Source organism: Enterobacter sp. JBIWA008, assembly GCF_019968765.1.
Lineage (GTDB): Bacteria > Pseudomonadota > Gammaproteobacteria > Enterobacterales > Enterobacteriaceae > Enterobacter.
In genome coordinates, this window is the sequence record NZ_CP074149.1 from 4,309,513 (window position 1) to 4,323,993 (window position 14,481).

Annotated in this window: 8 protein-coding genes; 6 read left to right on the forward strand and 2 right to left on the reverse strand. The window is 57.6% G+C overall.

Translation table 11 applies throughout. From position 1 onward, the window contains the following. Window positions 1-4 precede the first annotated feature (4 nt). From holC to KGP24_RS20935, 4 genes are all read left to right on the forward strand, one after another. Window positions 5-448 (forward strand): DNA polymerase III subunit chi, encoded by a 444-nt coding sequence (gene holC, locus KGP24_RS20920; protein ID WP_223561686.1) that lies wholly within the window; start codon window positions 5-7, stop codon window positions 446-448. After that, window positions 448-3,303 carry a valine--tRNA ligase gene (locus tag KGP24_RS20925; protein ID WP_223561687.1) on the forward strand — a complete coding sequence of 952 codons (2,856 nt, stop codon included), beginning with the start codon at window positions 448-450 and terminating at the stop codon, window positions 3,301-3,303. Before holC ends, KGP24_RS20925 begins: the two co-directional genes overlap by 1 nt. A gap of 123 nt (window positions 3,304-3,426) precedes the next feature. Beyond that, a complete protein-coding gene (locus KGP24_RS20930; protein ID WP_223561688.1) occupies window positions 3,427-3,930 on the forward strand; it encodes a GNAT family N-acetyltransferase in 504 nt (167 codons plus the stop codon). 83 nt (window positions 3,931-4,013) lie between these two features. After that, window positions 4,014-5,033: an NAD(P)-dependent alcohol dehydrogenase gene (locus tag KGP24_RS20935; RefSeq protein WP_223561689.1), complete on the forward strand. Its 1,020-nt coding sequence runs from the start codon at window positions 4,014-4,016 to the stop codon at window positions 5,031-5,033. A gap of 92 nt (window positions 5,034-5,125) precedes the next feature. Here the strand turns inward: KGP24_RS20935 and KGP24_RS20940 are convergent, their stop codons facing one another. After that, window positions 5,126-6,772 (reverse strand): dihydroxyacetone kinase subunit DhaK, encoded by a 1,647-nt coding sequence (locus KGP24_RS20940; protein ID WP_223561690.1) that lies wholly within the window; start codon window positions 6,770-6,772, stop codon window positions 5,126-5,128. A gap of 137 nt (window positions 6,773-6,909) precedes the next feature. On the opposite strand from KGP24_RS20940, the gene KGP24_RS20945 reads away from it, so the two are divergent. Continuing rightward, window positions 6,910-8,412, forward strand: a complete 1,503-nt coding sequence (locus KGP24_RS20945; protein WP_223561691.1) for a helicase HerA-like C-terminal domain-containing protein — start codon at window positions 6,910-6,912, stop codon at window positions 8,410-8,412. Here the strand turns inward: KGP24_RS20945 and KGP24_RS20950 are convergent. Further along, a complete protein-coding gene (locus KGP24_RS20950) occupies window positions 8,392-9,333 on the reverse strand; it encodes a TIGR01212 family radical SAM protein (protein ID WP_223561692.1) in 942 nt (313 codons plus the stop codon). The two genes, KGP24_RS20945 and KGP24_RS20950, sit on opposite strands and share 21 nt — an antisense overlap. A gap of 687 nt (window positions 9,334-10,020) precedes the next feature. Here KGP24_RS20950 and gltB point away from each other — a divergent pair. Further along, window positions 10,021-14,481 (forward strand): glutamate synthase large subunit, encoded by a 4,461-nt coding sequence (gene gltB / locus KGP24_RS20955; RefSeq protein ID WP_223561693.1) that lies wholly within the window; start codon window positions 10,021-10,023, stop codon window positions 14,479-14,481.

Consider the following 14,481-nt stretch of genomic DNA (forward strand, 5'->3'; position numbering starts at 1 on the left):
ATATATGAAGAATGCAACGTTCTACCTTCTGGACAACGACACCCATCAGGATGGCCTTAGCGCCGTCGAACAGCTGGTGTGTGAAATTGCCGCAGAACGTTGGCGCGCAGGTAAACGCGTACTGATTGCCTGTGAAGATGAACAGCAGGCGATTCGCCTGGATGAAGCGCTGTGGGCTCGCCCGCCGGAGAGTTTTGTGCCGCATAATCTGTCGGGCGAAGGCCCACGCGGCGGTGCACCAGTTGAAATAGCCTGGCCGCAAAAGCGCAACAGCAGCGCGCGCGATATTCTGATTAGCCTGCGGATAGATTTTGCAGATTTTGCCACCGCTTTCACAGAAGTGGTAGACTTTGTCCCTAACGAAGAATCTTTGAAACAACTGGCGCGCGAACGCTATAAAGCGTACCGCCTGGCTGGTTTTAACCTGAATACGGCAACCTGGAAATAATGGAAAAGACATATAACCCACGCGATATCGAACAGCCGCTTTACGAGCACTGGGAACAGCAGGGCTATTTCAAGCCTAACGGCGACGAAAGCAAAGAGTCATTCTGCATCATGATCCCGCCGCCGAACGTCACCGGCAGTTTGCATATGGGTCATGCTTTCCAGCAGACCATCATGGACACCATGATCCGCTACCAGCGCATGCAGGGCAAAAACACCCTGTGGCAGGCGGGGACTGACCACGCGGGTATCGCGACCCAGATGGTGGTTGAGCGTAAAATTGCCGCTGAAGAAGGAAAAACCCGCCACGACTACGGTCGCGACGCTTTTATCGACAAAATCTGGCAGTGGAAAGCGGAATCTGGCGGCACCATTACCCGTCAGATGCGTCGTCTCGGCAACTCCGTGGACTGGGAGCGCGAGCGCTTCACCATGGATGAAGGCCTCTCTAACGCCGTGAAAGAAGTCTTCGTTCGCCTGTACAAAGAAGACCTGATTTACCGTGGCAAGCGCCTGGTAAACTGGGACCCGAAACTGCGTACCGCCATCTCCGACCTGGAAGTGGAAAACCGCGAGTCTAAAGGCTCCATGTGGCACATCCGCTATCCGCTGGCCGACGGTGCAAAAACTGCCGACGGTAAAGATTACCTGGTGGTCGCGACCACCCGTCCGGAAACCCTCCTGGGCGATACCGGCGTGGCCGTTAACCCGGAAGATCCGCGTTATAAAGACCTGATCGGCAAATTCGTGGTGCTGCCGCTTGTAAACCGCCGTATTCCAATTGTGGGCGACGAGCACGCCGACATGGAAAAAGGCACCGGCTGCGTAAAAATCACCCCGGCACACGACTTCAACGACTATGAAGTGGGTCGTCGCCACGCCCTGCCAATGATCAACATTCTGACCTTCGACGGCGATATCCGCGAAAGCGCAGAGGTGTACGATACCAAAGGCAACGAATCCGACGTTTATTCCAGCGACATCCCGGCTGAGTTCCAGAAGCTGGAGCGTTTTGCTGCGCGTAAAGCCATCGTGGCAGCCGTTGATGCGCTTGGCCTGCTGGAAGAGATCAAACCTCACGATCTGACCGTGCCGTACGGCGACCGTGGCGGCGTGGTTATCGAGCCCATGCTGACCGACCAGTGGTACGTGCGTGCCGACGTGCTGGCGAAACCGGCTGTTGAAGCGGTTGAAAACGGCAGCATTCAGTTCGTGCCGAAACAGTACGAAAACATGTACTTCTCCTGGATGCGCGACATTCAGGACTGGTGTATCTCCCGTCAGCTGTGGTGGGGTCACCGTATCCCGGCCTGGTACGACAACGAAGGCAACGTCTACGTTGGCCGTACGGAAGACGAAGTCCGTCAGGAAAACAACCTGAGTGCGGACGTTGCGCTGCGTCAGGACGAAGACGTGCTGGATACCTGGTTCTCCTCCGCGCTGTGGACCTTCTCCACCCTCGGCTGGCCAGAAAACACCGACGCGCTGCGTCAGTTCCACCCAACCAGCGTGATGGTGTCCGGCTTCGACATTATCTTCTTCTGGATTGCCCGCATGATCATGATGACCATGCACTTCATCAAAGACGAAGACGGCAAGCCGCAGGTTCCGTTCCATACCGTCTACATGACCGGTCTGATCCGCGACGACGAAGGCCAGAAGATGTCCAAGTCCAAGGGGAACGTTATTGACCCGCTGGATATGGTTGACGGTATCTCTCTGGAAGATCTGCTGGAAAAACGTACCGGCAACATGATGCAGCCGCAGCTGGCTGAGAAAATCCGCAAGCGCACCGAGAAGCAGTTCCCGAACGGGATTGAGTCTCACGGTACCGACGCCCTGCGCTTCACCCTGGCAGCACTCGCTTCTACAGGCCGTGACATCAACTGGGACATGAAGCGTCTGGAAGGTTACCGTAACTTCTGTAACAAGCTGTGGAACGCCAGCCGCTTCGTGCTGATGAACACCGAAGATCAGGATTGCGGCTTCAACGGCGGCGAAATGACGCTGTCTCTGGCAGACCGCTGGATCCTGGCGGAATTCAACCAGACGGTTAAAGCGTTCCGCGAGGCGCTGGACAGCTACCGCTTCGATATCGCGGCGGGCATTCTGTATGAATTCACCTGGAACCAGTTCTGCGACTGGTATCTGGAGCTGGCGAAGCCGGTGATGAACGGCGGTACTGAGGCGGAACTGCGCGGCACGCGCAACACGCTGATTACCGTTCTGGAAGGCCTGCTGCGCCTGGCGCATCCGGTTATTCCATTCATTACCGAAACCATCTGGCAGCGCGTGAAGGTGATTGCAGGCATCAACGCCGATACCATCATGCTGCAGCCGTTCCCGGAATTCGATGCGGCCAAGGTTGATGAAGCGGCGTCCGCGGATACCGAGTGGCTGAAACAGGCGATCGTTGCGGTACGTAACATCCGTGCTGAAATGAACATCGCTCCTGGCAAACCGCTGGAGCTGCTGCTGCGTGGCTGCAGCGAAGCGGCCGTTCGTCGCGTCACCGAGAACAACACTTTCCTGAAAACCATGGCGCGTCTGGAAAGCATCACCGTGCTGCCTGCGGATGACAAAGGTCCGGTTTCCGTGACCAAAATCATCGACGGTGCCGAGCTGCTGATACCAATGGCGGGCCTGATCGACAAAGACGCCGAGCTGGCTCGTCTGGCGAAAGAAGTGGCGAAAGTCGACGTGGAAATTGGCAAAATCGAAAGCAAGCTGGCGAACGAAGGCTTTGTGGCCCGCGCGCCGGAAGCGGTCATCGCGAAAGAGCGTGAGCGTCTGGTTGCTTTCGCCGATGCGAAGACCAAACTGATCGAGCAGCAGGCGGTTATCGCAGCCCTGTAATGCTTTTACCCCTTGCGCTTCAGGGCGTAAGGGGTAACCTTCCTGAAAACTCCTCGCTTGCACTCCCCTTTCTGCGGTGCTATTAACAGCAGCTATGTGTCAATTTTTGTAATGAGTAATGCTATGAGCGTGATTACCCCCGTCGCGACGACGATGCGTCGGATCGCTGTGCAGGATAACCCGGCTATCGCCGCCGTTATCCGCACCGTTTCTGCCGAATATGGCCTGACGGCTGACAAAGGCTACACGGTTGCTGACCCGAATCTGGACGAGCTTTACCAGCTCTACAGCCAGCCAGGGCATGCCTACTGGGTAATCGAACAGAATGACCAGGTTGTGGGCGGTGGCGGCGTGGCTCCCCTCAGCTGCAGCGAGCCGGATATCTGCGAACTTCAGAAAATGTATTTTCTGCCAACAGCGCGCGGGCAAGGCCTGGCGAAAAAGCTGGCGCTAATTGCTCTGGACCACGCGCGCACTCAGGGTTTTAAACGCTGTTACCTCGAAACCACCGCTTTCCTCAAAGAGGCCATCGGCCTGTATGAACATCTGGGCTTTGAGCATATTGATGCACCGCTGGGCTGTACCGGCCACGTTGATTGCGAAGTCAGAATGCTGAAAAGTCTGTAAGTTTTGTTCCTGCCCTCTTCTGTTAAGCGGCTGTAAACTGAATGCTCTACACTCTCAGTTCACACCACAACGGGGGAAACACGATGTCGAAGATAAAAAGCTACGCCGCACCGCAGGCGGGTGCAGAACTTGAGCTGTACGAGTACGATGCGGGCGAACTAAAAGCAGAAGACGTCGAAGTACAGGTTGATTACTGTGGGATCTGTCACTCGGATCTCTCGATGATCGACAACGAATGGGGCTTCTCGAGCTATCCGCTGGTTGCCGGGCACGAAGTTATTGGCCGCGTCGTAGCGCTCGGTAGCGCCGCGCAGGACAAAGGGCTGAAAGTGGGCCAGCGCGTGGGCATTGGCTGGACGGCACGCAGCTGTGGCCACTGCGACGCCTGTATCAGCGGTAATCAGATCAACTGCCTCGAAGGCGCCGTTCCCACCATTCTGAACAAAGGCGGTTTTGCCGACAAACTTCGCGCCGACTGGCAATGGGTGATCCCGCTGCCGGAGAGCATTGATATCGAATCAGCCGGTCCGCTGCTGTGCGGCGGTATCACCGTCTTCAAACCCCTGCTGATGCACCATGTCACCGCCACCAGCCGCGTGGGCGTCATTGGTATTGGCGGCCTGGGGCATATCGCCATCAAGCTGCTGCACGCAATGGGCTGTGAAGTCACTGCGTTCAGCTCGAACCCGGCGAAAGAGAAAGAAGTGCTGGCGATGGGTGCGGACAAGGTGGTGAACAGCCGCGATCCTGACGCGCTGAAAGCGCTGGCTGGGCAGTTTGATCTGATCATCAACACCGTCAACGTGGATCTCGACTGGCAGCCGTACTTTGAGGCGCTGGCCTACGGCGGTAACTTCCACACCGTAGGTGCCGTGATGAAACCGCTGCCGGTTCCGGCGTTTACCCTGATCGGCGGCGCTCGCAGCATCTCAGGCTCCGCGACCGGTACGCCGTATGAGTTGCGCAAGCTGATGAAGTTTGCCGGACGCACCAAAGTGGCGCCGACCACCGAACTCTATCCAATGTCGAAAATCAACGAAGCGATCCAGCACGTGCGCGACGGCAAAGCCCGCTACCGCGTGGTATTGAAAGCGGATTTTTGATGTGACATTGCCGGGGAATGTGCGGCCTGATGCCCTCTCCCCAACCCTCTCCCACCGGGAGAGGGCGCAAACACTAAAAACGGTAACGGGTGTTACCGTTTTGCTTCTTCCATGGCTTTAAACACCTCAGCCACCGCGACCGCACCCGGGTCCATTACTCCATCCAGATTCTCTTTATTCACATACGATGAGCGCCCCGCACCGGCTCTCTCCATTTTCGCCGTTGCCTCTGCCCCCTGCAGTGCCGCCTGCGCCGCTGACTGAAGATCTTTTTTCTGCAACGCCTCCAACGCCGGCTGCAGCGCGTCGATCAGCGTGCGATCGCCGAGATCTGCCCCACCGTACTGCTTCATCTGCGCAAGTCCGCTGAGCAATGCCTCGGGTAGCGGCTGACCATCGTGAAGCTTTTGACCGGCCGCGGTAAAGAAGATCGACATCAGCACCCCGCTCGATCCGCCCATTACCGTGGCCAGCCGCTCGCCCACCAGCAACAGCAGCGTCGATACGTTATCAAGCGGGAGTTTGTGTTCTTCCAGACGCTGCGCAATATCCCGCGCGCCTTGCGCAAAGGTTGAGCCGGTATCGCCATCGCCCACTTTGGCATCCAGCGCGTTCAGTCGGTTTTCCAGCTGGAGTAGCGTGTTCGTCACCGAGGAGACGTACTCGCCCACCCGCAGATTGTCCGACGGGGTGTATTCCACGCGATCGTGAATGGCGCTATGCGCCACGGTGCGCAGCGGCGCAAACGCCACGGGCTTCTGCCAGCCCAGCGTTTCGACCTCGGCGTGAATCGCTTTTTCGAAGAAATCATTGAGCTTCAGCAGCGTCAGAGAAAAGCCCTTCATGTCCAGCGCGCTCACCAGCGGCGCGGGGCCTATCAGGTACGCGATCTCCTCTTTCAGCGCCGAATGCGCCAGCTCTTTGGTCAGCAGCGCCATCTCCAGCGCCGATACGCCGCCGAGATTGTTAATCAATACTGCAAAGCGCCCTTCTCCCGCCTGCGCGCGTAACGGCGTCACCAGCGTGTCGATAATGGCTTTGCTATTCTGCGTATCCACGACGGAAGCACCGGGCTCGCCGTGAATGCCGAGGCCCAGCTCGACATGACCCTGCTTAATGCGCCCCTCTTCCTCGTCGCTGCCCGGCAGGTTGCACGTTTGCATCGCCACGCCCAGGCTCCAGAGGTTATCGCAGGCCTGTTGCGCAATATCCCGCACCTCACTCAACGATTTCCCGTGCTCCGCCGCATAGCCCGCAATCTTATGTACCAGTGCCGTACCGGCAATACCGCGCGGCTGTTTGTTATCCGGCAGCGCGATATCGTCCGCCACGATCACCATCTCCACCTTCAGGCCGTAGCGTTTGGCCTTTTCTGCCGCCAGACCAAAGTTCAGGCGATCGCCGGTGTAGTTTTTGACGATCAGCAGACAGCCGCGATCGCCCGTGACCGCCACAATGGCATTCAGCACCGCATCCACGCTCGGCGAGGCGAACAGATCGCCACACACTGCCGCCGTCAGCATCCCTTTGCCGACAAACCCGGCGTGTGCGGGCTCGTGGCCTGAGCCGCCGCCGGAGATCACCGCCACGCGGCTTTTGTCCCAGTCGCCGCGTGCGACGATCCTGATGGCCGGATCGATATCAAGCTTGACGAGATTTGCGTGTGGTGCAGAAAGCAGTATGCCTTCAATGGCATCGTTGACCAGCTGTTTGCGATCGTTAAAGAAGAATCTGGACATAGTTTCCCACTATTTTGTGAACCGTATGCAAAAGCATAGTCCGCGCTGGATAATGCGCCGCAAAGTCAGGAATTTACTCAACCAAATTGCTATCAGGTTGCCTATACTCCACCCAGGACAAAGAGAGGAAGCGCATCATGAGTACACCATTGTTAATTGCCCGGACGCTGGAAAAAGAGCTGTATTTACTGCCCGCGATGGCGAACCGCCACGGTCTGATCACCGGAGCGACAGGAACGGGGAAAACCGTCACCCTGCAGAAGCTGGCTGAGTCGCTTTCAGCGATTGGCGTACCGGTCTTTATGGCTGACGTGAAAGGGGATTTAACCGGTGTGGCTCAGGAAGGGACGGCCTCAGAAAAATTGCTCGAACGGCTGAAGAATATTGGCATCACGGACTGGACGCCGCACGGTAATCCGGTGGTCGTGTGGGATATCTTTGGTGAGAAAGGCCACCCGGTGCGCGCCACCGTCTCCGATCTCGGCCCGCTGCTGCTGGCCCGTCTGCTTAACCTCAACGACGTGCAGTCCGGCGTGCTGAATATTATCTTCCGCATTGCCGACGATCAGGGACTGCTGCTGCTTGATTTCAAAGATCTGCGCGCCATTACGCAGTACATCGGCGATAACGCCAAATCCTTCCAGAACCAGTACGGCAATATCAGCAGCGCCTCGGTGGGTGCCATCCAGCGTGGGTTGCTGACCCTGGAGCAACAGGGCGCCGAGCACTTCTTCGGCGAGCCGATGCTGGATATCAAAGACTGGATGCGCACCGACAGCAGCGGCAAAGGCATCATCAATATTCTGAGCTCCGAGAAGCTCTACCAGATGCCAAAGCTCTACGCCGCCAGCCTGCTGTGGATGCTCTCTGAGCTCTACGAACAATTACCCGAAGCGGGCGATCTGGAAAAACCGAAGCTGGTCTTTTTCTTTGACGAAGCGCACCTGCTGTTTAACGACGCGCCGCAGGTATTACTGGATAAGATTGAACAGGTCATTCGCCTGATCCGCTCCAAAGGCGTTGGCGTCTGGTTTGTCTCGCAAAACCCGTCGGATATCCCGGATAACGTGCTCGGCCAGCTCGGTAACCGCGTGCAGCACGCTCTGCGCGCCTTTACGCCGAAGGATCAAAAAGCGGTAAAAGCCGCCGCACAAACCATGCGCGCCAATCCTGCCTTTGATACCGAAGCGGCGATTCAGGCGTTAGGCACCGGTGAAGCGCTGATCTCGTTCCTTGATACGAAGGGCAGCCCTTCCGTTGTGGAACGCGCCATGGTGATCGCGCCCTGCTCGCGCATGGGGCCTGTTACCGACGATGAACGTAACGAACTGATTAACCACTCTCCGGTTTACGGGAAGTACGAAGACGAGGTGGATCGCGAGTCCGCGTTCGAGATGCTGCAAAAAGGGGTGCAGGCGACAACCGAATCGCAGGATGCGCCAGCCGCTAAAGGGCAGTCTGTCGGCGTGGATGACGGTATTCTCGGAGGGCTCAAAGACATCCTGTTCGGCAGCACCGGGCCGCGCGGCGGCAAGCGCGACGGCGTGGTACAGACCATGGCGAAAAGCGCGGCGCGGCAGGTCACCAATCAGATAGTGCGCGGCATGCTGGGAAGTCTGTTAGGCGGGCGTCGCCGGTAGACGGGGAACCCACCGACGGCCAAGTGCTGAGCCCTGTACGCCGTACTCCTGCAGATAGCGGTCGATTTCCACCATCCCCGTCCAGCGGTTCTCGCACCATAGCGGTGCCAGAAGCGTTGGACGGCGGGCACTGGCCGAGATGCGGTGGTAGACAATTTCCGGTGGGGTGTGGCGAATCATCTCCCCCGCCGTCACCGTATATTCCTCAAGCTCAATACCGCTTAACCGCCCCGCTTCCCACGCTTTCGCCATTATGCTGCCCTTCACGATATGCAGCGGGTGAAGCTTAATACCATCCACGCCAGTCTCAACCACCTTTTCCAGCGTCTCCAGGCCGTGCTGCTGCCCTTCACCCGGCAAGCCGACAATCAGATGCGAGCAGACCTTCAGCCCACGCTCGCGGGCCTGCCGCGTGGTGCGCTGGTAGCAGGCGAAATCATGGCCACGATTAATACGGTGCAGCGTTTTGTCATGTGCGGTCTGCAAGCCCAGCTCCAGCCAGATCTCGTAGCCTTGTTCTTTGTACTCGCAGAGCAGGTCCAGCACCGCGTCCGGCACGCAGTCCGGACGCGTCCCCACGCACAGCCCAACGATGTTAGCCTGGCTGACGGCCTGCTGATACATAGAGCGCAGCACCTGCACCTCCGCCCACGTGCTGGTGTAGGCCTGAAAATAGGCCAGATATTGCTTCGCGCGGTCAACCAGGCTGGCCTGATGGGCAAGCTGTTCAGCGATAGATTTATGCTGCTGGGCTTCGTCAGCAAATGACGCAACGTTACAGAAGGTGCAGCCGCCGCGCCCGATGGTGCCATCGCGATTCGGGCAGCTAAACCCGCCGTGCAGCGTCAGCTTATGAACCTTTTGCCCGTACCGCTGCAAAAGATCCCCACCAAACATATTGACTAATTTCTGTAACTGCATAATCTGATAGACCGTCCCGGAGAAAGGGGACAAGCCTGCCACTTTTAGCCTCTGTCGGCGATGACCTGGATCAATCGCCCTGGACGGCCTTTATCTATATGAATAAATACTCAGGATTACTGCAATTTCATTCACGCCATTCGTGATTACTTTTCCTTATGTTCTTATTGTTTTTTTCATTTATAGCGCCACCACTTAAAAACAGTGGGTTTATGCGGGTTTGCAGACAATACCAGATTATTATTCTGCTATAAAACTGCTATTCAGCACGCTACATTGATAATACCGCTTTCATATAGTGAGTCAGATCACACTCCGCTGCATCCCGCCAGGGCATACAATCATTGTAAAAATAGTTAAACATCATTAAATTACAAACACTTAAACTCTCCTTAGCACATTTTTGTATAAATAAGATTGCCATTTGACCTGTGTACCAATTCCCGATAAGTTGGAAATCCGCTGGAAGCTTTCTGGATGAGCGGCCTGCTCATCATATTTATGCAGTAATTGAGATTCCCTCTGAAGCAAGTCCTCAAACTTGTTTACCTGCGCGAAAGGATGATAAAGAGGGCGAATGCGAGGTCCGCGTATGAAACGCAAACCCCGTCGCCGTGCTCTTTCTGTGCCTGTGCGCCACGGTAAAGTTCAGTGGGAAGCCCGACGAGCCTGGGGAGGTTCACTGATATGTTGTACGATAAATCCCTTGAGAAGGATAACTGTGGTTTCGGCCTGATCGCCCACATAGAAGGCGAACCTAGCCACAAGGTAGTGCGTACTGCTATTCACGCACTGGCCCGAATGCAGCACCGTGGCGCTATTCTTGCCGATGGTAAAACCGGCGACGGTTGCGGCCTGCTGCTGCAAAAACCGGATCGTTTCTTCCGCATCGTGGCGGAAGAGCGCGGCTGGCGTTTAGCCAAAAACTACGCTGTCGGTATGCTGTTCCTTAACCAGGATCCCGAAAAGGCTGCCGCCTCACGCCGCATCGTCGAAGAAGAGCTTCAGCGTGAAACCCTGTCGATTGTCGGCTGGCGCGATGTGCCAACCAACGAAGGGGTGCTCGGTGAAATCGCCCTCTCCTCGCTGCCTCGTATTGAACAGATTTTCGTCAACGCGCCTGCGGGCTGGCGTCCGCGCGATATGGAACGCCGTCTGTTTATCGCCCGCCGTCGCATTGAAAAACGTCTCCAGGAAGATAAAGAGTTCTACGTCTGTAGCCTCTCTAACCTGGTGAACATCTATAAAGGTCTGTGTATGCCGGCTGACCTGCCGCGCTTCTACCTGGACCTGGCGGACCTGCGTCTGGAATCGGCCATTTGCCTGTTCCACCAGCGCTTCTCCACCAACACCGTTCCACACTGGCCGCTGGCTCAGCCGTTCCGCTATCTGGCGCACAACGGCGAGATCAACACCATCACCGGTAACCGCCAGTGGGCCCGCGCCCGCACCTATAAGTTCCAGACCCCGCTGATCCCTGACCTGCACGATGCCGCGCCGTTCGTGAACGAAACCGGCTCTGACTCCAGCTCAATGGATAACATGCTGGAACTGCTGCTGGCTGGCGGGATGGACATCGTACGCGCCATGCGTCTGCTCGTGCCACCGGCCTGGCAAAACAACCCGGATATGGACCCCGAGCTGCGCGCCTTCTTCGACTTTAACTCCATGCACATGGAGCCGTGGGACGGCCCGGCGGGCATCGTTATGTCCGACGGTCGCTTCGCCGCCTGTAACTTGGACCGTAACGGTCTGCGTCCGGCACGCTACGTCATCACCAAAGACAAACTCATCACCTGCGCCTCTGAAGTCGGTATCTGGGATTATCAGCCTGACGAAGTGGTCGAGAAAGGCCGCGTCGGCCCGGGCGAGCTGATGGTTATCGACACCCGCGGTGGGCGCATTCTGCACTCAGCCGAAACCGATCACGATCTGAAAAGCCGACATCCGTACAAAGAGTGGATGGAGAAGAACGTGCGTCGCCTCGTGCCGTTCGAAGATTTATCGGATGAAGAAGTGGGTCGTCGCGAACTGGACGACGATACGCTTGCGAGCTTCCAGAAGCAGTTTAACTACAGCGCAGAAGAGCTGGACTCTGTTATTCGCGTGCTCGGTGAAAACGGCCAGGAAGCGGTCGGCTCCATGGGGGACGATACCCCGTTTGCCGTGCTCTCAAGCCAGCCGCGCATCATTTATGACTACTTCCGTCAGCAGTTCGCGCAGGTCACCAACCCGCCGATCGATCCGCTGCGCGAAGCGCACGTGATGTCGCTGGCCACCAGCATCGGTCGCGAGATGAACGTCTTCTGCGAGGCCGAAGGCCAGGCGCATCGTCTGACCTTTAAATCGCCGATCCTGCTGTACTCCGATTTCAAACAGCTCACCACCATGAAAGAGGAGCACTACCGCGCCGACACGCTCGATATTACTTTCGACGTGGCCGAAGCGAGCCTCGAAGAGACGGTGAATGCGCTGTGTGACAAAGCCGAACAGATGGTGCGTAACGGTACCGTTCTGCTGGTGCTGTCCGACCGCAATATCGCGAAAAACCGTCTGCCGGTGCCTGCCCCGATGGCGGTTGGCGCTATCCAGACGCGTCTGGTCGACAAGAGCCTGCGCTGCGACGCCAACATCATTGTGGAAACCGCCAGCGCCCGCGACCCGCACCACTTTGCCGTGCTGTTAGGCTTTGGCGCGACGGCGATCTATCCATACCTGGCCTACGAAACGCTGGCCCGTCTGGTGGATACCCGCGCGATCGACAAAGATTACCGCGCGGTGATGCTGAACTACCGTAACGGCATCAACAAAGGCCTGTACAAGATCATGTCCAAAATGGGCATCTCGACCATTGCCTCCTACCGCTGTTCGAAGCTGTTTGAAGCGGTCGGCCTGCATGACGAAGTCTCCAGCCTCTGCTTCCAGGGCGTAGTCAGCCGCATCGGCGGCGCCGGTTTTGCTGACTTCCAGCAGGATCTGGTGAACCTGTCCAAGCGCGCCTGGTTGGCACGTAAGCCGCTGGATCAGGGCGGTCTGCTGAAATACGTTCACGGCGGCGAGTATCACGCCTACAACCCGGACGTGGTGCGCACGCTGCAGCAGGCGGTTCAGAGCGGCGAATACAGCGATTACCAGCAGTACGCTGAGCTGGTAAACAACCGTCCGGCGGCAACGCTGCGCGACCTCATTGCCCTCAATCCGGGTGATGAAGCGGTCAACATTGACGACGTTGAGCCTGCATCCGAACTGTTCAAACGCTTCGATACCGCGGCGATGTCCATCGGCGCGCTGAGCCCGGAAGCCCACGAAGCGCTGGCGGAAGCCATGAACAGCATCGGCGGTAACTCTAACTCCGGCGAAGGCGGTGAAGATCCGGCGCGTTACGGCACCAACAAAGTGTCCCGTATCAAGCAGGTGGCATCCGGTCGCTTTGGCGTGACGCCTGCGTACCTGGTCAACGCCGACGTGATTCAGATTAAAGTCGCTCAGGGCGCTAAACCGGGCGAAGGCGGCCAGTTGCCGGGTGATAAAGTTACCCCGTACATCGCCAAACTGCGCTACTCGGTACCGGGCGTGACGCTGATCTCCCCGCCGCCGCACCACGATATCTACTCTATCGAGGATCTGGCGCAGCTGATTTTCGACCTGAAACAGGTCAACCCGAAGGCGATGATCTCCGTGAAGCTGGTTTCCGAACCGGGCGTCGGCACCATCGCTACCGGCGTGGCAAAAGCCTATGCGGACCTCATAACCATCGCCGGCTACGACGGCGGTACCGGCGCAAGCCCGCTCTCCTCCGTAAAATATGCGGGCTGTCCGTGGGAGCTTGGCCTGGTGGAAACCCAGCAGGCGCTGGTGGCTAACGGTCTGCGTCACAAGATCCGTCTCCAGGTGGACGGAGGCCTGAAAACGGGCCTCGACATCATTAAAGCGGCGATCCTCGGCGCGGAAAGCTTTGGCTTCGGTACCGGCCCAATGGTTGCGCTCGGCTGTAAATACCTGCGTATTTGCCACCTGAACAACTGCGCAACCGGCGTTGCTACCCAGGACGAGAAGCTGCGTAAGAACCACTATCACGGTCTACCGTTCAAAGTAACTAACTACTTTGACTTCATCGCCCGCGAAACCCGCGAGCTGATGGCGCAGCTGGGCGTGAAGCGCCTGGTAGATCTGATTGGCCGTACCGACCTGCTGAAAGAGCTGGAAGGCTTTACCGCTAAGCAACAGAAGCTTGAGCTGTCTAAACTGCTGGAAACCGCGCAGCCGCACCCTGGCAAAGCTGTCTACTGCACCGAGAACAACCCGCCATTCGACAACGGCGTGTTGAACGCACAGCTGTTGCAGCAGGCGAAACCGTACGTGGACGACAAGCAGAGCAAAACGTTCTGGTTTGATATCCGCAACACCGACCGCTCCGTGGGCGCCTCCCTTTCCGGCTACATCGCGCAAACGCACGGTGACCAGGGGCTGGCGGCGGATCCGATTACCGCGCACTTCAGCGGTACCGCGGGTCAGAGCTTCGGCGTATGGAACGCTGGTGGCGTTGAGCTATACCTGACCGGCGATGCCAACGACTACGTTGGCAAAGGCATGGCAGGCGGTCTGCTGGCGGTGCGTCCTCCGGTCGGCTCAGCCTTCCGCAGCCATGAGGCCAGCATCATCGGTAACACCTGCCTGTACGGCGCGACCGGCGGTCGTCTGTTTGCAGCAGGCCGTGCGGGCGAGCGTTTTGCAGTGCGTAACTCCGGTGCTATCACCGTGGTGGAAGGCATTGGCGATAACGGTTGTGAATACATGACGGGCGGGATTGTTTGCGTTCTGGGTAAAACCGGCGTGAACTTCGGCGCAGGCATGACGGGCGGTTTTGCCTACGTCCTGGATGAAGACGGTGAGTTCCGCAAACGCGTGAACCCGGAGCTGGTGGAAGTGCTGGACGTTGATACGCTGGCTATCCATGAAGAACACCTGCGCGGTTTGATTACCGAACACGTGCAGCATACCGGTTCTTCACGCGGCGAAGAGATCCTGGCGAACTGGCCGGCTTTCTCTGCGAAATTCGCGCTGGTTAAGCCGAAGTCCAGCGATGTTAAAGCCCTGTTGGGTCACCGTAGTCGTAGCGCAGCAGAGCTGCGCGTGCAGGCGCAGTAA